This window comes from Vibrio sp. Vb1026 (assembly GCF_033338745.1).
GTDB lineage: Bacteria > Pseudomonadota > Gammaproteobacteria > Enterobacterales > Vibrionaceae > Vibrio > Vibrio alginolyticus.
The window spans coordinates 25,914-48,898 of the sequence record NZ_JAWOTH010000023.1; the positions used below are offsets into that span (position 1 = coordinate 25,914).

Here is a 22,985-nt window from a genome sequence, read left to right on the forward strand (position 1 = left end):
TTACTTTCTTGATGCATAAATAGTCATAAGCAGTGATTAATGTAAGTTACTTTCGAGAACGAAAAGAATAAATCACTATTGAAATGGTTAATTAAATGTAAATACAATGCCGCAATAGCTTAAATGCAAAACATTATTTGCTGGCAAAGAGAGCCGGTTAAATTCGCTTATCTGCTACGCATGCGGTATCAAGAAGGAATGTGCAATGACAACGGAAATTAAAGTAGAGCGCGGTTTATTCGATGAGGTAATGGTACCTTGCTATAACCCGATGGAAATGATCCCTGTTAAAGGTGAAGGTTCACGTGTTTGGGATCAGGAAGGTAATGAATACATCGACTTTGCTGGTGGTATTGCAGTGAGCTGTCTTGGCCATTGTCATCCAGTAATGGTAAACGCACTAACAGAGCAAGCTAACAAGCTTTGGCACTTAAGTAACGTTATGACGAACGAACCAGCCCTTCGTCTGGCGAAAAAGCTAACAGAAGTGAGTTTTGCTGAGCGAGTGTTCTTTGCTAACTCTGGCGCAGAAGCAAACGAAGCCGCTTTGAAGCTGGCACGTCGTTATGCAGCAGACGTTCATGGCACTGAGAAATCTGAAATCATTGCATTCAAACAAGGTTTCCACGGTCGTACATTCTTTACCGTAACGGTTGGTGGCCAAGCGGCATACTCTGACGGTTTCGGTCCTAAGCCAGGCGACGTGACACACCTTCCTTACAACGATATCGAAGCTTTACAAGCGCACATGTCTGATCGTACTTGTGCGGTCATGATGGAGCCACTACAAGGTGAAGGCGGCATCGTGCCACCAACGCCTGAGTTCGCTCAAGCGGTTCGCGAGCTGTGTGACAAACACAACGCCTTACTGATCTTCGATGAAGTGCAAACTGGTAATGGCCGTACAGGTAACTTCTACGCTTACCAAGGTTTAGGTATCACGCCAGATATTCTAAGTACTGCGAAATCACTTGGTGGCGGTTTCCCAATCGGTGCAATGCTAACGACAGCAAAATTGGCAGAGCACATGAAAGTGGGCACTCACGGTTCTACATATGGCGGTAACCCACTAGCGTGTGCGGTTGCAGAAGCGGTTGTAAATGAAGTTACTAAGCCAGAGGTGTTGGCTGGTGTGCTAGAACGCGAAGCAATGTTCCGTGAAGGCCTAGAGAAGATCAACGCGAAGTACAACATCTTCTCAGAAGTGCGCGGTCAAGGCCTATTACTTGGCGCTGCACTAAATGAAGAATGGCAAGGCCGTGCGCGTGACGTGCTGGTTGCTGCAGGTAAACAAGGTCTCATGGTATTGGTTGCGGGTGCCAATGTCGTACGTTTCACACCATCACTCGTTATCACACAACAAGAAATTGAAGAAGGCTTGGCGAAACTGGATAAAGCGATCGCGACTTTAGTTTAAGCGCGATATCAGTTTAAACGTCAACGCAGACACCCCCGTCAAGGATCTCTGATGGGGGAATTGTTCCTACAATATAGTTAGGATCTTCTTGCATCTGGAGGGAGTATTGATGCTAGTAGTTCGCCCTATCGCGATGTCGGATTACGACGCACTGCACACTTGTGCGGTGGAGTCTGGTCACGGATTTACATCTCTACCGGTTAACGAAGAACTGTTAACCAATCGAATCAAACATTCAGAGTACAGCTTTGGTAAGTCAGATGTGGCAGAACCAGGCGATGAAGGCTACCTGATGGTTGGCTTTGACTCTGAAACGGGTGAGGTTGCGGGTACCACCGGAATCGAAGCATCTATCGGCTGGGATGTCCCATTTTACTCATATCACATTAGTAAAGTTGTGCACTCGTCGCCAAAGCTTGGCGTTAACAACGTTGTTAAACTGCTTACTTTTGGTAATAACTACACGGGTAACAGCGAAATTTGTACCTTGTTCTTGCGTGAGAAATTCCGCCAAGGTCTGAATGGTCGTCTAATGTCGAAGTGTCGTTTCCTAATGATGGCTGAACACCCAGAGCGCTTCTCTGAAACGATCTTTGCGGAGATGCGTGGCGTTTCAGACGACGAGGGTAATTCACCATTCTGGCAATGGCTTCAAGAGCATTTCTTCTCTATCGATTTCACGCTTGCAGATTACCTGACAGGTATCGGCAAGAAAGGCTTTATCGCCGACTTGATGCCGAAACTGCCTATTTACATCAATCTGCTCAGCCCAGAAGCGCAAGCCGTGATTGGTCAAGTACATGACAACACGCGTCCAGCGCTGAAGCTGCTTGAGCGTGAAGGTTTTACCAACCGAGGCTACGTCGACATCTTCGATGGTGGCCCAACGGTTGAGTGTGATCTGCGTAATATTGAGTCGGTACGTCATTCATTCCGCGCGCAAGTCAAAATCTCTGAACATTCCAGCACACAAGACTTCTTGATGTGTAATTCATCTTTCGAGAACTTCCGTGCGACAGTCACTAAAGCGGCGTATGACGCAGAAACACAAAGCGTAATGATCGCACCAGACGTTGCGGATGCACTTTCGGTTGAAGAAGGGGATTTCGTTCGCCTTCTTCCGCAGTAACAGACGACAGAATTTAAGGATAGAAACAATGACACATTGGATTGCAGGTGAATGGGTACAAGGTCAGGGTGAGGCATTTACGTCTCTGTCGCCGTACAACCAAGAAGTGATCTGGCAAGGCAAAGGTGCAACGGCAGAGCAGGTGAACCAGGCGGTATCTGCAGCGCGTGAAGCGTTTATTGACTGGAAAAAGCGTCCATTTTCAGAGCGTGAGGCAATCGTGTTGGCTTTTGCGGAGAAAGTAAAAGAGAACAGCGAAAAAATCGCCGAAGTGATTGCCAAAGAAACCGGTAAGCCGATTTGGGAAACGCGCACTGAAGCAGCAGCCATGGCAGGTAAAATTGCCATTTCGATTCGCGCTTATCATGACCGCACTGGTGAGGCGAGCCGTGAAGCAGCAGGCAACCAAATCGTATTGCGCCACCGCCCATTGGGCGTGATGGCGGTGTTTGGTCCTTACAACTTCCCAGGCCACCTACCAAATGGTCACATTGTGCCTGCGCTATTGGCTGGTAACACGGTAGTCTTCAAACCGTCTGAGCAAACGCCATGGACGGGTGAATTGGCAATGAAGCTATGGGAAGAAGCCGGTCTGCCGAAAGGCGTGATTAACCTTGTCCAAGGCGCGAAAGAAACTGGTATCGCCCTCGCTGACGCTAAAGGCATTGATGGCGTACTGTTTACGGGTAGCGCGAATACGGGGCATGTATTACACCGTCAATTTGCGGGTCAACCGGGCAAGATGCTCGCACTAGAAATGGGTGGTAATAACCCGATGGTGATCTCTGATAAATATGGTGATTTGGATGCCACGGTTTACACCATCATCCAGTCAGCGTTTATCAGTGCTGGGCAGCGTTGTACGTGTGCTCGTCGTTTGTATGTGCCATTGGGTGAAAAAGGCGATGCGCTTATCACCAAACTCGTTGAAGCGACACGCAATATTCGCGTAGACCAACCATTTGCAGAACCTGCGCCATTTATGGGACCGCAAATTTCGGTCGCGGCAGCCAAGTTTATTCTTGATGCACAAGCTAATCTACAGTCTCTTGGCGGTGAAAGCTTGATTGAAGCGAAAGCAGGAGAGGCGGCGTTTGTTTCTCCAGGCATCATTGATGTAACGAACATTGCTGAGTTACCAGATGAAGAGTACTTCGGCCCACTTCTGCAAGTGGTGCGCTACGAAGGATTAGACAAAGCCGTGGCGCTAGCAAACGATACGCGCTTTGGCTTATCTGCTGGTTTGGTTTCAACCGACTACCAAGAATGGGAATACTTCGTTGACCACATTCGTGCAGGAATCGTGAACCGTAACCGCCAGCTCACTGGTGCAAGCGGTGATGCGCCATTTGGTGGTCCGGGGGCGTCGGGTAACTTGCGCCCAAGCGCTTACTACGCAGCAGATTACTGTGCGTACCCAATGGCATCAATGGAAGGTCAAGAGACTGTCTTGCCTGCAACATTGAGTCCAGGTGTAGCGCTATAAGTTTTAATAATAGAGTCGCAACTATGCATTGCGGCTCACCTTGCCGGCGCATCATTTAGGTATGGGTTGTAGTGATCGTTGGCAGAACACGAAAAGTGAGCAAAGACTCGGAAAAGCGTGTTGACTGACTGGCATTTACCGTCACAGGTTGATGGTTGCTCGTTCATTATTCTGGACAACTTTTGTTGTGAACGAGCAGCCAACTTCCGCTTACCTTTAAACTCTACATCTCGTAACAAGGAGTCGTTATGACGCCCGATGTGTTATTTGAATCGCTATGGCAAGATTACATTCAACGTCTTTGCCCTTCGGCTGCTAAAGTGCATCAGCTGCTTCAAGAAGATGAGCCTCTGATTAATGATCATATAGCTTTACGTACCTTCAATATCGCGCCTCTTGGTATTGAAACTCTAGCTAAGCCATTTGTAGCTATTGGTTACAAGGCGTGTGGTGATTACGTTTTCGAAAGCAAAAAGCTGGTTGCTAAGCACTATGAGCACCCAGATCCGAAGCGACCTAAAGTCTTTATTAGTGAGCTAAAAGTTGAAGAGTGCTCGTCTGAGCTACAAGAGATTGTGAAAAATTTGGTGGCACAAGTCGATGCTGACAAGCTGAACGATAGCGCATTCTTACATGGTGGACGCTTGTGGGATTTAAGCTTTGCTGATTACCAAACGTTGGCTAAAGAAAGTGAGTACGCATCTTGGCTTGCGGCGCATGGTTACGGAGCAAACCACTTCACGGTGAGCGTTAACCAGCTCAATGAATATGAAGAAGTGAAGCAGGTAAACGATCATCTGCGTACCGCTGGGTTTACCATTAATGAAAATGGTGGTGAAGTGAAGGGCACTCCTGAGGTGTTGCTAGAGCAGTCATCGACCATGGCAGATAAAGTAGCGGTTCGTTTTAGCGAAGGCACTGAAATTATCCCTGGCGGGTTTTATGAATTTGCTAAGCGCTATCCGATGGAAAATGGTGATTTGTACCCAGGTTTCGTGGCCGCTTCAGCTGACAAAATCTTTGAAAGTACGAATAGCTAAGTTTTAGGGTTAACCTGTTAAGCTTACTCATTAGTGTTCGCTGCACCCTATCTCATTTGGTCATGAGCAAATAAAAAGCCACCAATGTTTCCATTGGTGGCTTTTATAATTTTGTTCGTGTCACTCTAGTTTGAGATTAACGAGTACCGTAAACCACGATGGTTTTACCGTGAGCAGAGATTAGGTTCTGCTCTTCTAGCATCTTCAAAATACGACCTACTGTCTCACGAGAACAGCCAACAATTTGACCGATTTCTTGACGAGTGATCTTGATTTGCATGCCGTCTGGGTGAGTCATTGCGTCTGGTTGTTTTGCAAGGTTCAGAAGCGTCTGAGCGATACGACCAGTTACGTCTAGGAACGCCAGGTCACCCACTTTTTGGCTAGTTACTTGAAGACGACGAGCCATCTGCGCAGAAAGACGCATTAGGATGTCTGGGTTTACTTGGATAAGCTGACGGAACTTCTTGAAAGAAATTTCAGCAACTTCACAAGGAGATTTAGCACGAACCCAAGCTGTGCGCTCTTGGTCTTCCTCGAATAGACCAAGTTCACCAATAAAGTCTCCTTGGTTTAGGTAAGAAAGGATCATCTCCTTACCTTCTTCGTCTTTGATAAGAACCGCAACAGAACCTTTAACGATGTAGTACAAAGTTTCTGCCTTTTCGCCCGCGTGAATTAGCGTGCTCTTTGAAGGGTACTTATGAATATGACAGTGTGAAAGAAACCACTCTAATGTTGGGTCGGTTTGAGGTTTACCTAGAACCATAATATCTCACTTCCTCTGCAGGGTACGCTTGCGCTATCCATATTTTAGCTAAGCCTGAATTAGGCCTACTAGAATAAGAGCACTTTTTATATGCTGCAAGCTCTCTTGTGTTTCGGTAAGAAATAGTATCCTTTTTCGAAAACGATTTCTTGATTTTAATCGTGCCATGATTGAGATTTTGTAAGCAAAACTGTGCACATGATCACGGTATGAAAAGTAAACATCTTCGCAGGCAGGTTTTTAGCCAATTTTCCCTGTTTCGATGAGCTGTTGTAGGATAGGCCGAACTATGAGCTCCATTGCAAAGCTCATCTTACCGCCGGGTACGACAATCGTGTTGTGGCGTGACATGAATGAGCCATCAATCATGGCCAGCAGATATGGGAAGTCGACATTCTTGATACCGCGTAGGCGAATCACCACAAAACTCTCATCCAAACTAGGGATGCCTTTTGCATTAAGTGGGTTGGAAGTATCAACGGTCGGTACGCGCTGGAAGTTGATGTGAGTACGAGAAAACTGCGGAGTGATATAGTTGAGGTAATCGTCCATGGATCGCACGATTGAGTCCATTACCGCTTCACGCGAATGGCCGCGATCGCGAGTGTCACGTACGAATTTTTGGATCCACTCTAAGTTCACAATCGGCACCATGCCAATTAAGAAATCCACATGTTGAGCAACATTAACATCGCCATCGACCACGCCACCATGTAACCCTTCATAAAACAGCACGTCGCTGTTTTCGGGTAAGTCTTGCCACGGTGTAAACGTGCCTGGCATTTGATTGTAGGGAACCGCTTCGTCAAACGTGTGCAGATAACGGCGCACGCTGCCAGTACCGTCATGCCCGAACTTACGGAAAAACTCTTCTAATCCCGGGAAGTCATTAGCTTGTGGGCCAAAGTAGCTAATGTGTCGACCTTGCTCGCGGGCTTTGCGAATTTCGATGTCCATTTCTGGGCGAGTAAAGCGATGGAAGCTATCGCCTTCAACCCATGCGGGTTTAACGTTCATCATATTGAACATTTTACGGAAGGCTTCAGATGTAGTGGTCGTGCCGGCACCGGACGAACCAGTAACCGCAATAATTGGGTGTTTAGCTGACATGACAAACCTTGTCGAAAATTACTTACCTGTAATGTGCAGTAGAGTTACTACTGCACGGTCGATATCCCACTATAGCACGTAACAATACCTTGTCATCGAGTGGGATACGGTAAAATGTGAAGGGTCTAAAATTTTGTTTTATGCTGAATATCGACGGTTTCGTGTAGCTCAGAGAACACGATAACCGCTTCACCTTTTTCCAATTGAGCTTTAACTTGATCAATTTTGTCTTGCAAAGAAACCTCGACGGTTCCGTAATCCGTTCCTTCGCGTAAGACGAATTCACGAATTAAGTTTTCCAATGTTTCCGGCGCAATGTCTTGCCATGGAATGATCATAAATACCTCTAACTTTTATGATGAGCGGCTAGTTTACTGCGTTCGTTGCTTGGATACAGCAGAAAGGTAATCTGCGGCGATACTTTCGTAATACGCGGGCAGCGCTTCCTCCAACCAAAACTTAGGTTTTAACGCCGTTCCTGTCAGGAAGCCAACATGGCCACCGTGCTCAAAGAGACGGTAATCAATGTTATCTGGCAGAACAAATTTCGGGATCACATCGTCGGTCATGAACGGATCGTCTTTGGCATGGATGATCAGTGTGGGTAGCGTGATTTGCTGTAGTTTACTTAAGCCAGAGCATTGGTCGTAATAATCTTGTGCGTCTTTAAAGCCATGCAATGGTGCGGTGATCAAATCATCGAATTCATACAATCGTGTGACACGTTTTATTGAGTTGTAGGACAAAGCGAGCTCGCCATGCAATAGATGATGCTTTTGTAACGCGTTACGTTTCAGTGAAGAAAGCAGATAACGGCGATACACTTTCGAAAAGCCTTGTTCTATACGGTTCGCACACGCCGCTAGGTCTAAAGGAGCTGAGATAATAGTCGCTGCATTCAAAATAGGGTGGTCTTTATATTGGGCTAAATAATTCGCCAACATGTTACCGCCAAGAGAAATACCAACCGCAACTTTGGGATTATCAGGAAAACGTTGTTCAAGGTGCTCTAGGAAGTAACGAGCATCCGTCACTTCACCCGAGTGGTAAGCTCGTGCTTTTTTGTTTGGTTTACCGCTGCAGCCACGAAAATGCATCATCACCGACAGCCATCCAGATTGAGCAAATGCATTCATTAGCCCATTGGCATAAGGGCTATAGAAGCATCCCTCTAACCCATGAAATAAAACAAAAATCGGCTTTTTTAGTGCAGGCTCTTGGGTTGGGTCCTCGCTCCACGCGAGATCGAGAAAGTCGCCATCGGATGTATCGAGGGTTTGCCAAATCGGCGTAAACAACGCTTTTTTGCGAATAAAACGCGGCAAAAGCGTTTGGAGATGCGGGTTTTTGATCCCGGCGGCTGCGAAAAATTGTGTCATACCTAACTGCTCTTATGCGGTCCTTCGGTGTCCGTTGAAGAACTTATTAATATAATCCTTTATAAAGATTATAGGTATTCTACAGATTTATGGGCGTTTTGGTGGTTGAATGTTTGGCACCGGCATAGCAAAGGCTTGCTGCAAATGCTCTCCACCGAGTTGACGACAGTATCTCAACGTCAGTGGGTCACCATCATTTTTGAGTAGTGCAAGTGAGTTAATGCAGTCCACCAAATCCGCTTGTTGCTGCTTTTCTAGTTGCAGCTCAAACTGCAAGGTCTCACGATACAAAGCGTCATTGACTTGAGACTTAAGGTGGCGACGAAGGTCGCGAAAGGAGTGAAGTAAAGTTTCGCTCCTACCTAGACAGTCTTGCACCAAGGGCCAGTCTTTTTCTTGGAAAATGAGTTGCTGCTCATCGAGCCATCTGAGCAGCAGGAGTAGGTTCACGTTACCGTGATAATTGTTCTGTAATGATAAACACGCCTCTTTCACTTCTCGCACACCATAAAATTGCAGACTAAACTGCCAAAGGTGTTCTAGGGTGAGTGTGTATTCAGCGTGTTGATTACTCATTGATTAAACTCTAGCTCCATCTGCTCCAACGTTTCTTGAGCAGACATCCATTCCATTTCAATTTCTTCGAGCTCAGCTTTACTGGAAGCTTGAAGTGCCAGCACTTGGTTAAGTTTAGCTTTATTTTCGGCCGCATACAGTGAGTTGTCCGCCAATTGTTCTTCAGCTTCGGCCAGTGCAGCACCTAACTTATCCATTTTATTTTCTAGTTGTGTCAGCGTTTTGCGAATTGGCGCTGTCTGTTTTCGAAACTCTGCATCGCGACGTTTTTGCTCTTTCTTCGCAGCTGCGCTGTTGGCCGTATCTTTGCTTGGCTGTGCAGCCTGCGCTTCTTTGCGTTCCGCTCTTTGTTGTTCGGTTAACCATTTATAATAGTCATTTAAGTCACCGTCGAACGGAGCAACTTGTCTATCATGCACTAAATACAAGTCATCGGTCGTAGCGCGCAGTAAATAGCGGTCGTGCGAAACAATCACCATCGCACCTTCGAATGTTTGCAGTGCCATCGTCAATGCTTGGCGCATGTCCAAGTCTAAGTGGTTGGTCGGTTCATCAAGTAGCAACAGGTTTGGCTTTTGCCACACAATTAAAGCCAATACCAAACGGGCTTTTTCGCCACCAGAAAACGGCGCAACTTTTTCTAGTGCTTTGTCACCTTGGAAGCCAAAGCTACCTAGGTAATCACGTAGCTGCTGTTCGGTTTGATCGGGTGCGATTTGCATCATGTGTTGCAGCGGCGTTTCTTCAGGATGAAGCGTTTCTAACTGGTGCTGAGCGAAGTAACCAATTTTCACGCCTTGTGAGTAAGTTAGGTCACCACCTTGCGCGTTAAGTTCACCAGAGAGCAGCTTGATTAAGGTCGATTTACCCGCACCATTACGGCCGAGTAAACCAATACGACTGCCAGGAACCAAGTTCAAGCGGATCTTCTCTAAGATGAGGTTGTCACCGTAACCTGCAGATACTTCATCCATCATCATGATTGGGTTTGGCAGCGCAGCTGGCTCACGGAATTGGAAGCTAAATGGGTTATCGAATTGAGCTGGCAGTACTTTTTCCATGCGCTCCAAAGCTTTGATACGGCTTTGGGCTTGGCGTGCTTTTGATGCTTTGTAACGGAAGCGGTCGATGTAGCTTTGCATGTGCGACATCTGCTTCTGTTGTTTTTCAAACATCGCTTGTTGTAACACCATCTTTTGTGCGCGTTGGTTTTCGAATGACGAGTAGTTACCCGTGTATTCGTTCAGCTGCTGATTCTCGATGTGAATGATGCGACCAACGATTGGATCAAGGAAGTCTCGGTCGTGCGAGATCAGAATCAGCGTGCCAGGGTAGTTTTGTAGCCAACGCTCTAACCACATTACCGCGTCCAAATCCAAGTGGTTGGTTGGCTCATCGAGTAGCAATAAGTCAGAACGACACAATAGCGCTTGAGCCAAGTTAAGACGCATACGCCAACCACCCGAGAATTGGGTCAAACTCCAACTCATTTGCTCTTGGCTGAACCCTAAACCATCGAGCAGTTCTGCCGCGCGAGCGCGAATGCTGTAACCACCAATGGTTTCAATTTTACCGTGTATCTCGGCAACTAGGGTTCCGTTGTCTTGTGTTTCTGCTTCAGCTAACTGCTTTTCGAGAGCGCGGTATTCGCGATCACCATCAATGACGTATTCCAGTGCAGTGCGCTCTAGCGCAGGCGTTTCCTGTGCGACCCAGGCCAACTCCCAATGTTGAGGTTGGCTAAATGAGCCTGCATCAATTGACAGTTCATCTTTCAGTAGGGCAAACAGCGTTGATTTACCGCAGCCGTTTTTGCCCACAAGACCGACTTTATCGCCAGGGTGAATAGTCGCAGAAGCTTGGTCTAAAAGAGGTTTACCGCCACGCAGTAACTGAATATCAGAGAAGGTAATCATAAAGTTTTCATTCACTTTGCGCAGTGCGCGTTGCTTGGTTACATAGCGAAGTGGTTTCAATCGTTTTTAAAGCCACTTGGGTATATATCTAGCGGTGAATAGTAGGGGTATTGACCGGAAAAGTCGATTGATTCGCTTTAATTGCATTATGCTGTACAAAAAAGTATAACAATTTGATAACGGATAAAAATAACCACAAGGACGACCATTTGGCTGTTGCACCGTCTATTCTCCCAAAAGTTCTGGTCATTTATGCTCATCCAGAGCCACATAACTCGATTGCCAATCAAGTGATGATAAAAAAAGCTCAGTCGCTTGATCACGTCACTGTGCACGATCTTTACGGTGTTTACCCCGATTTCTTTATTGATGTGAATTACGAACATGAGTTGTTGCTCGCTCACGATGTGATCGTATTTCACCACCCACTTTATATGTATTCATGTCCAGCCCTATTAAAAGAGTGGCTAGACCGAGTGTTAGGTAAAGGCTTTGCGTTTGGCGGAGGTGCGGCTCTAGAAGGAAAATACTGGCGCAGTGTCATTACAACAGGTGGTAAAGAAGAAGCCTTCAGCGCGAAGGGGTACAACAAATACCCACTTGAGCAAATCTTGCAACCGTTTGAACTGACGGCAGCCCTATGCCAAATGCACTGGATTGAACCTCTGGTGTTGTATTGGTCAAGAAATGTTTCGGATATTGAACGCTACGAACATGCCGAGTTATACCGTGGATGGCTGAGTAACCCACTTGAAAACGGGCAAGCGGCAGATCGAGGAGGTCAGTATGGCGATCACTAGTGAGTTTCTTCAAAGCAGTGTGGTCTTTCTTTCGGCTGCGGTTATTGCGGTGCCGATTGCTCAGCGCCTTGGGCTTGGCTCGGTTTTAGGTTATTTACTTGCTGGTGTGTTGATTGGCCCATGGGGGCTTGGCTTAATTAGCGACGTTGATGCCATTTTGCATTTTGCCGAGCTTGGGGTTGTGTTGTTACTGTTTTTGATAGGGCTGGAATTAAACCCTAAAAAATTGTGGCAGATGCGAGGGCCGATTTTAGGTTTAGGCGGTGCGCAGGTTGTGGTCACGACCGCCGTGATTGGTAGTGTCGTCAGTATGTTTGGCGTAAGCATGCAAGTGAGTTTAGTGATCGGGATGGGGTTGGCGCTGTCCTCGACGGCGATTGCGCTTAAAGTCATTGAAGAGCAAGGGCTTAATGGTACCGAAACGGGGCAATCTGGTTTTGCGGTGCTGCTCTTTCAAGATATTGCAGTGATCCCGATGCTGGCGATGTTGCCCTTGCTAGCAGGCGGGCATAGTGGTGGAAGTTGGTTGGATGTCTTCACTATTTTAGGCAGTGTGGTAGCACTGTTGATTGGTGGTCACTTTTTACTACGTCCGCTATTTCGTTTTGTCGTGATGAGCGGCGTTCGTGAACTCTTTACCGTTGCTGCACTTTTAGTCGTGCTTGGCATTTCGGTCGTGATGCAAAAGCTCGGCCTTTCGATGGCATTGGGGACTTTTTTAGCAGGCGTTTTGCTGGCAGAGAGTGAGTATCGCCATGAGTTGGAAATCGCTATCGAGCCATTTAAAGGTCTGTTGTTGGGGTTATTCTTTATTGCGGTGGGCATGGCGGTAAACTTGGGGTTATTGGCATTACATCCTTTAGAGATTCTCGGTGCGGTGGTGGCTTTGGTCGTGGTTAAGGGTTTGGTTTTGTATGCATTGGCGAGAGCTGCCCGTGTCGGAGCCAAAGCGAGAAGCCGTATGGCTGCAATTTTGAGCCAAGGCGGTGAGTTTGCCTTTGTCATATTTACCGCGGCGAGCCAAGAGGGCATTTTGTCCAAAGAGCAAGTGGCGTTTCTGTTGGTGGTGGTCAGTCTATCCATGGTGACGACTCCTCTTTTGCTGATGGGACAAAAGAAGTGGTTTGCTCATACCCTGAATCAAGAAGAAGAGGGCATGACCACGAAAGTCGTGGATCGCCGACCACGCGTTATCATTGCAGGCTTTGGACGTTTCGGTCAGATCGTCGGACGTTTAATGTATGCCAATAAAATCAAAGTGACAGTATTAGAAAGTGATGCCAGCCAAATCCACCTATTACGTAAGTATGGTTACAAAGTGTTTTATGGCGATGCTACACAAATTGACCTATTGAGGGCTGCTGGCGCTGATAAAGCGGAAGCATTGATTATTTGTACTGATTCACCTGATGAGGTGATGGCCATCGTGGACATTTGTCGCGTGCACTTCCCGAAACTTAAGTTGTTAGCCCGAGCAAGAAGCCGTGTCGAGGCTTACCAGTTAATGAGTCATGGTGTAGAGAATTACTCTCGTGAAACATTTTTAGGGGCGCTAGATCTCGGTCGCCAAGCGCTCGTAGAACTGGGTATGCATCCTTATCAAGCAAAGCGGGCAGAAGCACATTTTCGCAAGTTGGATAATGCTATGCTTAAGGACTTATTGCCTCAACACAATGAAGATAAGAAATTAGCTCAAAGGGCGAAAGAGGCACGCAAAGAGCTAGAAGAAATATTTGGTCGTGAAATGGAGAGCGACCATCAGTCACCTAATCATTGGAAGTAGTACTTGAGCCAAGACTCAAGCTAAGGAAATAGCGTGAAAATCAAGAAACGTTTTATTGCCGGCGCTAGCTGCCCAAATTGCAGCCAGCAAGATACCCTGCGCTGGTGGATTGAAAATAACATCGAGTTAGTTGAGTGTGTCGAGTGTGAGTTTACAGAGCAGCGCAAACCACAATCTGTAGAGAAAAATAAACACTCAGATCAGGAAATGATCGGAATTTTTAAGCCGGAGTAATTGAACTTCGATAATTGATCCCCATAATACACCCAGATATCTCAGTACTTAACCCCATTCAGGTTAAGTCAATTAATCTCCCTGGAGTTAGTATGAAAATTGAAAAGAACGTTGTTGCAAGCCTTGCATACAAAGTAATGATGGAAGACGGTGTCGTTGTTGATCAATCAACAGCAGAAGCACCTCTAGATTACCTTCACGGTCACAACAACCTAATCACAGGTCTTGAAAAAGAACTTGAAGGTAAAGTGGCTGGCGACAAGTTCTCAGTAACGGTAGCTCCTGAAGAAGCTTACGGTGAGCACAACGATGCGCTAGTACAGCGCGTTCCTGCGGACGTATTCCAAGGCGTTGAGCAAATCGAAGTTGGCATGCGCTTCCTAGCTGACACTGACCAAGGTCCAATCCCTGTTGAAGTAACAGAAGTTGACGGCAACGAAGTGGTTGTTGACGGTAACCATATGTTAGCTGGTCAAACACTAACTTTCGAAGTAGAAGTTATGTCTACACGTGAAGCAACAGCAGAAGAGATCGAACACGGTCACATCCACCAAGGTGGTGGCTGTTGTGGTGGTCACGATCATGACCACGATCACGAAGAAGAAGGCGGCTGCTGTGGCGGCGGTAGCTGTGGTTCTCACTAATCATAAGCTCCTTCACTAGATAATCTTATCTAGCAAAGCTTTGAAAAGCGCAAGTTGAGTTTTCAACTTGCGCTTTTTGTTTATCTAAGGTGTAGTGCCAACCATACAAGGAATAACAGTTGGACAAAGTGATGACGAAACCTTTCTCGATTGCCATTCATGGTGGTGCGGGCACCATCTTGCGTGAACAGATGAGCGATGAGCTGCAACAATCCATCTTGGCGGATTTAGAAGCTGCGGTAAAAGCGGGACATCAAATTCTAGAAACGGGCGGTGAAGCCTTAGATGCCGTCGTAGCGGCAGTGAAAGTATTGGAAGACTCTCCTAACTTTAATGCGGGTAAAGGCTCAGTGCTGACCAACAACGAAATGGTCGAAATGGACGCTTCTGTGATGGATGGGCGAAACCTTGCAGCAGGTGCGGTCGCTGGGGTTCGTCATATCAGAAACCCAATTGAGCTCGCTCGTGACGTGATGCGAAACAGCAATCATGTGCTGTTGGTGGGTGAGGGCGCAGAGAAGTTTGCTTTTGAGCAAGGCCATGAGTATACCGAGCAAGATTACTTCTTTACTGATCGCCGTTATGAGCAGTTGCTGTCTATGCGTGAGAAAGGACTGCTTGCTTTGTCGGAATCTCGTTACCCAGATGACCGTAAGCACGGTACGGTTGGTGCGGTGGCATTGGACCAACAAGGCAACTTAGCCGCTGCCACCAGTACGGGTGGCGTGACGAATAAGAAATACAACCGAGTCGGAGATTCTGCTCTGATTGGTTGTGGTACGGTGGCCGAAAATGGCGTCGTGGCAGTTTCCACTACGGGTGTCGGCGAGTTCTTTATTCGTAAACGTGTTGCGGAAGACGTTGCAGCACGTATGCGTTACTTACAAGAAGATATTCATACGGCTTGTGAACACATTATCCAAGGTGATCTCAAACAAATGGGCGGAGAGGGCGGTTTGATTGCCATTGATGCTAAAGGTGAGATGCACTTTGCGATGAACAGTTCTGGCATGTACCGAGCAGGCATTAATACGCAAGGCGAGCTGAGCGTTAAAATCTACGCCGACGAATAGCTTCCTCTTGAGTACCTTCTTAAGTAATTAATACAACAAAGCCCAGAACATGTTCTGGGCTTTATGCTATTTGAGCCTGCATTTTAATAATGCGGTGGTGGGGTTTCTTCTGACGGATCGGCTAAATTCGACGAGTCCATATTTTTTACTTTACCTACCACATATTTCATCTGATCGAGCATCTTGGTAATTTGCAGTTGTTGCTGCGATAAAGCGCCGTTCAGATCTTCAATAGTCTGTTCTTGGAACGCAAGCTGACATTCTAAGTCATTAATGCGTGCTTCCAATTGCTGAATGATTTTTTCTGTCATGATCCGTTCTCTAACTGCCAAGCTTGGGCAATACCTGCTGAAGTAGCAGTAATTACGCGTTGTTTTGAATCAAAGGCTGCATCATACACGACCGCACGGGGAGGGCGAGTGTCTTTTTTGGGCTCCACTTCAAATCCACTCATTCGTTTTCCGGTTTGAGTATCCCATATCGACACACGGCCAGAAGGGCTTCCTGTGACTAGTTGAGTCCCGTCGTCAGAAAATCGTGCGGTAGAGAAAATTAATTGGCGTGACCAACTGCTCAACTGTGTGACTTCTTGTCCAGTTTTTAAATTCCAAACAATCGCTTGGTTTCCGCCATCAGATGTCATTGCTAATTTTCCATCTCTTTGCAGGACCACGCGAACAATTCGTTGTTCATGTTCGAAGGTTCGTAGTACTTGTCCGGTTTCGGTATCCCACAGATACGCTTTATAGTCATTACCTCCGGTTAGGGCGAAGCGCCCATTAGGAGAAATGGCCACGGAATTGACTTTTTCACGATGCGCAAGGAACTCCATGCGACGCCCGGTGACTAAGTTGACATAAATTGCTTTACCGTTGGATAACCCAAGCAGAACTTGTCCACCATTACTGGTGATATCAACGTCGCGAATGAGCGCATCAGAGATAGACCAAAGGCCTTCGGATTGCGTCCAGCCTAGGTCCCAAACTGCGAAGTTCATTTGGCTTGCTGTAATTGCGTAGCGACCATTGTCAGATATGCGGATATGGGAAACCACATTGGCATCGGCATCGAGTTCACCCAGATTGGCTAGTTGTTCATTTTGCTCTAGGTCCCACAACATCAAATGACGTTGTTGAGAATAGAGCAGAGCAAACCGTCCATCTCTGCTAAGTGCGAAGCTCGTCGCACCTTGTGGTTCTATCGGCCAACGCTGCACTTCACGCTCGGCGAAAAAGCAACCATTTAACGTGGTGATGACAATTAAATATAGGAATAAATGAAAAATTCTTTGCATCACATCTAATAATCCGGTTTGTGTCTTAAGACATATAGCTAGTATATTGGTATAACGATTGTCTTCACTAGTCTCATAGAAGATTTGTGCACAACAACCAATGGCAGAGCCATTATTGGGAGAATTTAATGAAATCAGTTTTAAAAGTGTCGCTACTTGCTGCAACAGTCATGCTAGCGGTAGGTTGTCAGAAAGAAGAAACTAAAACAGAAACCGCACCTCAAGCAGAACAAGTTCAAGCAGAAACCGGTAAAGCGGTTCACTTTAAAACCGACGACGACAAAGCGGCATACGCAATCGGTGTTTCATTTGCTAACTACCTAAGCACAAGCATCGACAAGCCAAGCGAAATCGGCATTAATCTTAACAAAGATTTGGTACTAAAAGGTATCGAAGACGTCTTCAAAGGCAATGCTGAATTGAATGAAGAAGAAACACGTGCAGCACTAGAATCTCTAGACAAGCGTGTTGCAGAAAAGATGCAAGCACAAGCGGCTGAGAAAGCAGCTGAAGCGAAAAAAGCTGGCGATGATTTCCGTGCTGAGTTTGAGAAGCAAGAAGGCGTAGTGAAGACAGATACAGGTCTTCTATACCAAGTAATGACACCAGCTGAAGGTGAGAAGCCAAAAGACACTGATACGGTTCAAGTACACTACAAAGGTACTCTGATCGACGGTACTCAGTTCGACAGCTCATACGATCGTGGTGAACCTGCAACGTTCCCACTTAACCGTGTAATCCCAGGTTGGACAGAGGGTGTTCAGCTAATGCCTGTGGGTTCTAAATTCAAATTCGTTATCCCGCCAGAGCTAGCATACGGTGACCAAGACACACCAAGCATTCCTGCTAACTCAACGCTAGTATTTGAAGTTGAGCTGCTAAAAGTTGAGAACGACAACGCAGAGCAATAACAATAAGCTGCGATAAGTTATTGAAAAAGGTCCGTTTAACGGGCCTTTTTTGTTCTAGGTCACTAGTTGGTGAGTTTGCTAGGTTGCTTTTCAAATTTTCTGATAAACTTACACCAATTTGTTGATTTTTCGCTCGAAGGCTTATGACAACTACAGAAACAATAAACGCGGAGATGTTGCTCGAAATGGAATCCGTTAACGTGATGCCGTTTACCGAGCACGACAAAATCATTTTAAGATCTTATGAGGCGGTCGTGGATGGTATCGCCAGCCTGATAGGTCCATTTTGTGAAATCGTTCTTCACTCTCTAGAAGACTTAAATACCTCTGCAATTAAAATCGCTAACGGTGAAAACACGGGGCGCCAAGTCGGCTCACCAATCACTGATTTAGCGCTTAAGATGCTAAAAGACATCGAAGGCTCGGAGCGCAACTTCTCACGTTCGTATTTTACCCGTGCAAAAGGTGGCGTGTTGATGAAGTCGATTACTGTCGCCATTCGTAATGGCGAAAATCGCGTGATTGGTCTGTTGTGTATCAACGTCAACTTGGATGCGCCTTTCTCGCAAGTTCTTCAGTCTTTCATGCCGACGCAAGAAGCGAAAGAAGCGGCTTCCTCGGTCAACTTTGCTAGTGACGTAGAAGAGCTGGTGGACCAAACTGTTGAACGCACCATCGAAGAGATCAATGCGGATAAATCCGTGTCTAACAACACCAAAAATCGCCAGATCGTGATGGAGTTGTACGACAAAGGTATCTTCGATATTAAAGATGCCATCAACCGTGTCGCGGATCGCCTTAATATTTCAAAACACACCGTTTACTTGTACATTCGTCAACGTAAAACCGAGGATGATGAAAGGTGAGTAAACTGACTTATACGTTAGTGGTGAATGGTCCCGTTTATGGCAGCCAGTCAGCGCGCAGTGCTTATCAGTTCGCCAAAGCGGTGATAGAGCAAGGCCATCAGCTAGTGAGCGTCTTCTTTTATCAAGATGGTGTGACTAATGGTACTGCCTTGAGTGTGCCAGCCAACGATGAATTTGATCTCAATAAGGCGTGGCAGTCTTTGGCTAAAGAGCATAGTGTTCGCCTAGAAACTTGTGTCGCGGCCGCTTTGCGTCGCGGGATTGTAAGTGAAGAAGAAGCGAATCAACATGGTTTGGTTCAGAACAATCTAGCCGATGGTTTTGAACAAGCAGGCTTAGGTAGCCTAGCTGAAGCGATGTTAACCCAAGACAGAGTGGTACAGTTTTGAGTCAGTTAACTTATCTATTTCGTAGTGCGCCACATGGCAGTGCAGCTGGTCGTGAAGGTGTGGATGCACTGTTAGCCGCGTCGGCTTACTGTGAAGATATCAGCGTCATTTTCATGGGTGACGGGGTATACCAGCTTCTACTCGGACAAGACCCCAACAATATTTTGAGTAAAGATTACGCGCCGATGTTAAAGCTTTTCGATTTATACGACATCGAACAAGTCTTTGTGTGTTCAGAGTCGTTAACCCAGCGAGGTTTGGCGCAAGCGGATTTAGTCATTGAAGCCCAAGCGTTAAGCTCAGAACAGCTCAAAGATAAGTTACAACACGCTGGCAAGCTACTGTCTTTTTGAGGAAGTTATGTTACACATCATAAAAACAGTCTCTGCTCTAGAAGACGCTATGCCTTTATGCAGTGAACAGGATGACATCTTACTTATAGAAGATGCAGTGTACGCTGCTAACTCGCAACATAAAGCATTTTCCCACCTAAACAACCGCAGCGTATTTGTGTTAGAGAGCGATACTCAAGCTCGCGGTATTGCAAGTCGTATTAGTCCATCGCTGACGATTGTGAATTATTCAGGCTTCGTTGAACTAACAGCAAAACAGGATAAATCCCTAACTTGGGATTGAACAAGATTTGCTGTCGACAAAGCTTTACGGATGAATTGTTCTAATTGAACAAAAAAGATCCGTATATTTCTTGACACACCTCTCACTGCTGCATAGAATTTTGCGTCCCTAACTGCATTGGCAGTTGGGGATAGATTTTTCACAAAGCTTACTTTCAAGTAAATCAGGAGCTAGTTAATGGCAACTATTAACCAGTTGGTACGTAAGCCACGTGCAAAGCAAGTTGTTAAAAGCAACGTGCCTGCACTAGAAGCGTGCCCACAAAAACGTGGTGTATGTACTCGTGTTTACACTACTACACCTAAAAAACCTAACTCAGCACTTCGTAAAGTTTGTCGTGTACGTCTGACAAACGGCTTCGAAGTTACATCGTACATCGGCGGTGAAGGTCACAACCTTCAAGAGCACTCAGTTGTTCTAATCCGTGGTGGTCGTGTTAAAGACCTTCCAGGTGTGCGTTACCACACTGTTCGCGGCGCACTAGACTGTGCTGGCGTAAATGACCGTAAACAAGGTCGTTCTAAGTACGGTGTGAAGCGTCCTAAGTCTTAATGGATTCCGTTAAGTAAGGCCAAACACTAAATTATTTTTAATTTTTTGAAAAAACTGAAAAGTTTTGGATAAAACCTGAAGAAGACAACGGAGATAAATCCATGCCACGTCGTCGCGTCATTGGTCAGCGTAAGATCCTTCCAGATCCAAAATTCAAATCTGAATTGCTGGCAAAATTCGTTAACATCCTAATGGTTGACGGTAAAAAATCTACTGCAGAGAAAATCGTTTACACTGCACTAGATGCTATGGCTGAAAAGTCTGGTAAAGACCACTTAGCTATTTTTGAAGAAGCTCTTGAAAACGTTCGCCCAGCGGTAGAGGTTAAATCTCGCCGTGTTGGTGGTTCAACTTACCAAGTACCTGTAGAAGTACGTCCGGTTCGCCGTAACGCACTTGCTATGCGTTGGTTGGTTGAAGCTGCGCGCAAGCGTGGTGAAAAATCTATGGCTCAACGCCTAGCTGCTGAAATGCTAGACGCGTCTGAGAACAAAGGTACTGCGGTTAAGAAACGTGAAGACGTTCACCGCATGGCTGACGCAAACAAAGCGTTCGCTCATTACCGTTGGTAATACCTTCTGTGCTGCGAGGTTCTCTCGCAGCACTTTTCTATACTCTAAGGTACACCTTAGTAAGAGGATACAATCGTGGCTCGTAAAACTCCTATTGAGCTCTACCGTAATATCGGTATCTGTGCTCACGTAGATGCAGGAAAAACAACCACAACTGAGCGTATTCTGTTCTACACTGGCCTTTCTCACAAAATCGGCGAAGTTCACGATGGTGCAGCAACCATGGACTGGATGGAGCAGGAGCAGGAGCGTGGTATCACTATCACATCCGCTGCGACTACTACATTCTGGCGTGGTATGGAAGCACAGTTCCCTGAGCATCGCGTAAACATCATTGATACCCCTGGACACGTTGACTTTACTATCGAAGTAGAGCGTTCTCTTCGTGTACTTGATGGTGCTGTGGTTGTGTTCTGTGGCTCATCTGGTGTTGAACCTCAGTCTGAAACTGTATGGCGTCAAGCAGACAAATACCACGTTCCACGTTTGGTATTTGTAAACAAGATGGACCGTGCGGGCGCAGACTTCCTACGCGTTGTGAACCAAATTAAGAATCGTCTTGGTGCGACTCCTGTTCCAATCCAGCTGAACGTTGGTGCGGAAGATGAGTTCAGAGGTGTCATCGACCTTATCAAGATGAAAATGATCAACTGGAATGATGCCGATCAAGGCACTTCGTTTACTTACGAAGACATCCCAGCTGACATGATTGAACTTGCTGAAGAGTGGCGCAACCACATGGTTGAATCCGCTGCTGAAGCTAGCGAAGAGCTGATGGACAAGTACCTTGAAGAAGGTGAATTGACTGAAGCTGAGCTCAAACAAGCTCTACGTACTCGCACACTAAATAACGAAATCGTACTGGCTACTTGTGGTAGTGCGTTTAAGAACAAAGGTGTTCAAGCGGTACTGGATGCAGTAGTTGAGTTCTTGCCATCGCCAGTTGACGTACCTGCAATTAAAGGTGTCGACGAAAGAGAAAATGAAGTTGAGCGTCATGCTGACGACAACGAACCTTTCTCTGCGCTAGCGTTTAAGATTGCGACTGACCCATTCGTGGGCACGTTAACTTTCATGCGTGTTTACTCCGGTGTTGTAAACTCGGGTGACGCTGTTTACAACTCAGTAAAAGAGAAGAAAGAGCGTTTCGGTCGTATCGTTCAGATGCATGCGAATAAGCGTGAAGAAGTGAAAGAAGTTCGCGCTGGTGATATTGCAGCTGCTATCGGTCTGAAAGACGTAACAACAGGTGACACACTGTGTGATCAGAACCACAAAGTGATTCTAGAACGCATGGAGTTCCCTGAACCAGTTATTCAGATTGCTGTAGAGCCTCGTTCTAAGGCAGACCAAGAGAAAATGGCTATCGCGCTAGGTAAACTAGCAGCGGAAGATCCATCATTCCGCGTGGAAACGGACGACGAATCAGGTCAGACTCTGATCTCAGGTATGGGTGAACTTCACCTAGACATTATCGTTGATCGTATGAAGCGTGAATTCAGCGTTGATTGTAACGTTGGTAAACCTCAGGTTGCTTACCGTGAAACCATTCGTGGTAAAGCGGAAGTTGAAGGTAAGTTTGTTCGTCAATCAGGTGGTCGTGGTCAATACGGTCATGTTTGGGTCAAACTTGAGCCTTCTGAGCCTGGTGAAGGTTTCGTATTCGTAGACGAAATCGTGGGCGGTGTGATTCCTAAGGAATACATCAGCTCGGTATCGAAAGGTATCGAAGAGCAAATGAATAGTGGTGTTCTAGCGGGTTACCCTGTACTAGATATTAAAGCTACACTATTTGATGGTTCTTACCACGATGTAGACTCAAGCGAGATGGCGTTTAAGATCGCTGGCTCGATGGCATTCAAGAAAGGTGCACTAGAAGCACAACCTGTGATTCTAGAACCTATGATGAATGTCGAAGTAACCACTCCGGAAGACTGGATGGGTGACGTTGTTGGTGACCTAAACCGTCGTCGCGGTATCATTGAAGGCATGGACGAAGGTGTGGCTGGTCTTAAGATCATCCGTGCTCAAGTACCACTATCCGAAATGTTCGGTTACGCAACTGATCTACGTTCTGCAACTCAAGGCCGTGCGTCTTACTCTATGGAGTTTCACGAGTACGCTGAAGTGCCGAAAAACTTCGCAGATAAAATTATTGCAGAGCGTGGTTACTAATTGACGATTGAACTGCAAAAAGTTTACGACTTTTTGCGAGATCAGGGCGTCCAAATATTGCGCTAACGGGCGTTGGCGCATAAAATAACAATTTCTGGCGCGTCGTCGATCAATAATGATCACGACGAATCATAACTAGGAAGGAACACGATCGTGTCTAAAGAAAAATTTGAACGTACGAAACCGCACGTTAACGTTGGTACTATCGGCCACGTTGACCACGGTAAAACA

General features: G+C 46.3%; 25 protein-coding genes. 17 read left to right on the plus strand and 8 right to left on the minus strand.

The features are described from left to right. The first annotated feature begins 205 nt into the window (after positions 1-205). The 4 genes from R7E47_RS21920 (at position 206) to R7E47_RS21935 (ending at position 5,072) form a co-directional block, all read left to right on the plus strand. Complete coding sequence (locus R7E47_RS21920) at positions 206-1,417, plus strand: aspartate aminotransferase family protein (RefSeq protein ID WP_005381420.1); 1,212 nt, start codon at positions 206-208, stop codon at positions 1,415-1,417. A 109-nt stretch (positions 1,418-1,526) separates the two neighbouring features. Further along, positions 1,527-2,546: an arginine N-succinyltransferase gene (gene astA / locus R7E47_RS21925; RefSeq protein ID WP_033907163.1), complete on the plus strand. Its 1,020-nt coding sequence runs from the start codon at positions 1,527-1,529 to the stop codon at positions 2,544-2,546. Positions 2,547-2,574: 28 nt separating this feature from the next. Further along, the gene (astD, locus tag R7E47_RS21930) at positions 2,575-4,032 is read left to right on the plus strand and encodes a succinylglutamate-semialdehyde dehydrogenase (RefSeq protein WP_318085061.1); all 1,458 of its coding nucleotides are present in this window, start codon (positions 2,575-2,577) and stop codon (positions 4,030-4,032) included. A gap of 248 nt (positions 4,033-4,280) precedes the next feature. Next, complete coding sequence (locus R7E47_RS21935; protein ID WP_318085062.1) at positions 4,281-5,072, plus strand: DUF1338 domain-containing protein; 792 nt, start codon at positions 4,281-4,283, stop codon at positions 5,070-5,072. Positions 5,073-5,208: 136 nt separating this feature from the next. Here the strand turns inward: R7E47_RS21935 and crp are convergent, their stop codons facing one another. The 6 genes from crp to R7E47_RS21965 all read right to left on the minus strand — a co-directional run bounded on the left by crp (position 5,209) and on the right by R7E47_RS21965 (position 10,822). Continuing rightward, the gene (crp, locus tag R7E47_RS21940) at positions 5,209-5,841 is read right to left on the minus strand and encodes a cAMP-activated global transcriptional regulator CRP (RefSeq protein ID WP_005381432.1); all 633 of its coding nucleotides are present in this window, start codon (positions 5,839-5,841) and stop codon (positions 5,209-5,211) included. A 240-nt stretch (positions 5,842-6,081) separates the two neighbouring features. Next, positions 6,082-6,951, minus strand: coding sequence for a phosphoribulokinase (locus R7E47_RS21945; protein ID WP_005381434.1), 870 nt, complete (start codon positions 6,949-6,951; stop codon positions 6,082-6,084). Positions 6,952-7,076: 125 nt separating this feature from the next. Next, positions 7,077-7,289, minus strand: coding sequence for a YheU family protein (locus R7E47_RS21950; RefSeq protein ID WP_005382815.1), 213 nt, complete (start codon positions 7,287-7,289; stop codon positions 7,077-7,079). A 33-nt stretch (positions 7,290-7,322) separates the two neighbouring features. After that, entirely contained in the window at positions 7,323-8,330 is a 1,008-nt protein-coding gene (locus tag R7E47_RS21955) for a hydrolase (protein ID WP_005382814.1), read from the minus strand. Positions 8,331-8,417: 87 nt separating this feature from the next. Further along, the gene (locus tag R7E47_RS21960; protein WP_005382813.1) at positions 8,418-8,906 is read right to left on the minus strand and encodes a TIGR02444 family protein; all 489 of its coding nucleotides are present in this window, start codon (positions 8,904-8,906) and stop codon (positions 8,418-8,420) included. Further along, positions 8,903-10,822, minus strand: coding sequence for an ABC transporter ATP-binding protein (locus tag R7E47_RS21965; RefSeq protein ID WP_042523641.1), 1,920 nt, complete (start codon positions 10,820-10,822; stop codon positions 8,903-8,905). The genes R7E47_RS21960 and R7E47_RS21965 overlap by 4 nt, the downstream gene beginning before the upstream one ends. A 209-nt stretch (positions 10,823-11,031) precedes the next feature. Here R7E47_RS21965 and kefG point away from each other — a divergent pair, with 209 nt between their 5' ends. From kefG to R7E47_RS21990, 5 genes are all read left to right on the plus strand, one after another. Further along, on the plus strand, positions 11,032-11,622 hold the full coding sequence (kefG, locus tag R7E47_RS21970) for a glutathione-regulated potassium-efflux system ancillary protein KefG (RefSeq protein ID WP_213911379.1): 591 nt from the start codon (positions 11,032-11,034) through the stop codon (positions 11,620-11,622). After that, positions 11,609-13,405: a glutathione-regulated potassium-efflux system protein KefB gene (gene kefB / locus R7E47_RS21975; RefSeq protein ID WP_017633740.1), complete on the plus strand. Its 1,797-nt coding sequence runs from the start codon at positions 11,609-11,611 to the stop codon at positions 13,403-13,405. Before kefG ends, kefB begins: the two co-directional genes overlap by 14 nt. A gap of 33 nt (positions 13,406-13,438) precedes the next feature. After that, positions 13,439-13,639 carry a YheV family putative zinc ribbon protein gene (locus R7E47_RS21980; protein WP_005381449.1) on the plus strand — a complete coding sequence of 67 codons (201 nt, stop codon included), beginning with the start codon at positions 13,439-13,441 and terminating at the stop codon, positions 13,637-13,639. Between the two features lie 92 nt (positions 13,640-13,731). After that, entirely contained in the window at positions 13,732-14,283 is a 552-nt protein-coding gene (gene slyD, locus R7E47_RS21985) for a peptidylprolyl isomerase (RefSeq protein ID WP_005381451.1), read from the plus strand. Between the two features lie 131 nt (positions 14,284-14,414). Further along, entirely contained in the window at positions 14,415-15,356 is a 942-nt protein-coding gene (locus R7E47_RS21990) for an isoaspartyl peptidase/L-asparaginase family protein (RefSeq protein WP_258483936.1), read from the plus strand. Positions 15,357-15,439: 83 nt separating this feature from the next. On the opposite strand, the gene R7E47_RS21995 is transcribed toward R7E47_RS21990, so the two are convergent. Further along, complete coding sequence (locus R7E47_RS21995; RefSeq protein ID WP_005381455.1) at positions 15,440-15,667, minus strand: SlyX family protein; 228 nt, start codon at positions 15,665-15,667, stop codon at positions 15,440-15,442. After that, entirely contained in the window at positions 15,664-16,650 is a 987-nt protein-coding gene (locus R7E47_RS22000; protein ID WP_258483941.1) for a WD40 repeat domain-containing protein, read from the minus strand. Before R7E47_RS22000 ends, R7E47_RS21995 begins: the two co-directional genes overlap by 4 nt. Positions 16,651-16,778: 128 nt before the next feature. Between R7E47_RS22000 and fkpA the strand changes: the two genes are divergently transcribed. The 8 genes from fkpA to fusA all read left to right on the plus strand — a co-directional run bounded on the left by fkpA (position 16,779) and on the right by fusA (position 22,754). After that, positions 16,779-17,561, plus strand: a complete 783-nt coding sequence (fkpA, locus tag R7E47_RS22005) for an FKBP-type peptidyl-prolyl cis-trans isomerase (RefSeq protein ID WP_017821751.1) — start codon at positions 16,779-16,781, stop codon at positions 17,559-17,561. 143 nt (positions 17,562-17,704) lie between these two features. Continuing rightward, a complete protein-coding gene (locus R7E47_RS22010; RefSeq protein ID WP_005382804.1) occupies positions 17,705-18,427 on the plus strand; it encodes a transcriptional regulator in 723 nt (240 codons plus the stop codon). Further along, positions 18,424-18,819, plus strand: a complete 396-nt coding sequence (tusD, locus tag R7E47_RS22015) for a sulfurtransferase complex subunit TusD (RefSeq protein WP_053350707.1) — start codon at positions 18,424-18,426, stop codon at positions 18,817-18,819. The genes R7E47_RS22010 and tusD overlap by 4 nt, the downstream gene beginning before the upstream one ends. After that, positions 18,816-19,172: a sulfurtransferase complex subunit TusC gene (tusC, locus tag R7E47_RS22020; protein ID WP_005382801.1), complete on the plus strand. Its 357-nt coding sequence runs from the start codon at positions 18,816-18,818 to the stop codon at positions 19,170-19,172. The genes tusD and tusC overlap by 4 nt, the downstream gene beginning before the upstream one ends. A gap of 7 nt (positions 19,173-19,179) precedes the next feature. Further along, positions 19,180-19,455 (plus strand): sulfurtransferase complex subunit TusB, encoded by a 276-nt coding sequence (tusB, locus tag R7E47_RS22025; protein ID WP_158156949.1) that lies wholly within the window; start codon positions 19,180-19,182, stop codon positions 19,453-19,455. A gap of 177 nt (positions 19,456-19,632) precedes the next feature. Then, the gene (gene rpsL / locus R7E47_RS22030) at positions 19,633-20,007 is read left to right on the plus strand and encodes a 30S ribosomal protein S12 (protein WP_004399892.1); all 375 of its coding nucleotides are present in this window, start codon (positions 19,633-19,635) and stop codon (positions 20,005-20,007) included. A gap of 101 nt (positions 20,008-20,108) precedes the next feature. Continuing rightward, the gene (rpsG, locus tag R7E47_RS22035; protein WP_005382796.1) at positions 20,109-20,579 is read left to right on the plus strand and encodes a 30S ribosomal protein S7; all 471 of its coding nucleotides are present in this window, start codon (positions 20,109-20,111) and stop codon (positions 20,577-20,579) included. Between the two features lie 75 nt (positions 20,580-20,654). Next, positions 20,655-22,754 (plus strand): elongation factor G, encoded by a 2,100-nt coding sequence (fusA, locus tag R7E47_RS22040; RefSeq protein ID WP_005382794.1) that lies wholly within the window; start codon positions 20,655-20,657, stop codon positions 22,752-22,754. Positions 22,755-22,985: the final 231 nt, after the last annotated feature.

What these genes read in the sequence shown, in the direction of transcription:
- R7E47_RS21945 (WP_005381434.1), bottom strand. Translation starts at nt 6,951, where the DNA reads ATGTCAGCTAAACACCCAATTATTGCGGTTACTGGTTCGTCCGGTGCC.
- R7E47_RS21950 (WP_005382815.1), bottom strand. Translation starts at nt 7,289, where the DNA reads ATGATCATTCCATGGCAAGACATTGCGCCGGAAACATTGGAAAACTTA.
- R7E47_RS21955 (WP_005382814.1), bottom strand. Translation starts at nt 8,330, where the DNA reads ATGACACAATTTTTCGCAGCCGCCGGGATCAAAAACCCGCATCTCCAA.
- R7E47_RS21920 (WP_005381420.1), top strand. Translation starts at nt 206, where the DNA reads ATGACAACGGAAATTAAAGTAGAGCGCGGTTTATTCGATGAGGTAATG.
- R7E47_RS21965 (WP_042523641.1), bottom strand. Translation starts at nt 10,822, where the DNA reads ATGATTACCTTCTCTGATATTCAGTTACTGCGTGGCGGTAAACCTCTT.
- rpsG (WP_005382796.1), top strand. Translation starts at nt 20,109, where the DNA reads ATGCCACGTCGTCGCGTCATTGGTCAGCGTAAGATCCTTCCAGATCCA.
- R7E47_RS21935 (WP_318085062.1), top strand. Translation starts at nt 4,281, where the DNA reads ATGACGCCCGATGTGTTATTTGAATCGCTATGGCAAGATTACATTCAA.
- kefB (WP_017633740.1), top strand. Translation starts at nt 11,609, where the DNA reads ATGGCGATCACTAGTGAGTTTCTTCAAAGCAGTGTGGTCTTTCTTTCG.
- rpsL (WP_004399892.1), top strand. Translation starts at nt 19,633, where the DNA reads ATGGCAACTATTAACCAGTTGGTACGTAAGCCACGTGCAAAGCAAGTT.
- R7E47_RS21995 (WP_005381455.1), bottom strand. Translation starts at nt 15,667, where the DNA reads ATGACAGAAAAAATCATTCAGCAATTGGAAGCACGCATTAATGACTTA.
- slyD (WP_005381451.1), top strand. Translation starts at nt 13,732, where the DNA reads ATGAAAATTGAAAAGAACGTTGTTGCAAGCCTTGCATACAAAGTAATG.
- tusB (WP_158156949.1), top strand. Translation starts at nt 19,180, where the DNA reads ATGTTACACATCATAAAAACAGTCTCTGCTCTAGAAGACGCTATGCCT.
- R7E47_RS21990 (WP_258483936.1), top strand. Translation starts at nt 14,415, where the DNA reads ATGACGAAACCTTTCTCGATTGCCATTCATGGTGGTGCGGGCACCATC.
- astA (WP_033907163.1), top strand. Translation starts at nt 1,527, where the DNA reads ATGCTAGTAGTTCGCCCTATCGCGATGTCGGATTACGACGCACTGCAC.
- astD (WP_318085061.1), top strand. Translation starts at nt 2,575, where the DNA reads ATGACACATTGGATTGCAGGTGAATGGGTACAAGGTCAGGGTGAGGCA.
- fkpA (WP_017821751.1), top strand. Translation starts at nt 16,779, where the DNA reads ATGAAATCAGTTTTAAAAGTGTCGCTACTTGCTGCAACAGTCATGCTA.
- R7E47_RS22010 (WP_005382804.1), top strand. Translation starts at nt 17,705, where the DNA reads ATGACAACTACAGAAACAATAAACGCGGAGATGTTGCTCGAAATGGAA.
- crp (WP_005381432.1), bottom strand. Translation starts at nt 5,841, where the DNA reads ATGGTTCTAGGTAAACCTCAAACCGACCCAACATTAGAGTGGTTTCTT.
- R7E47_RS21960 (WP_005382813.1), bottom strand. Translation starts at nt 8,906, where the DNA reads ATGAGTAATCAACACGCTGAATACACACTCACCCTAGAACACCTTTGG.
- R7E47_RS22000 (WP_258483941.1), bottom strand. Translation starts at nt 16,650, where the DNA reads ATGCAAAGAATTTTTCATTTATTCCTATATTTAATTGTCATCACCACG.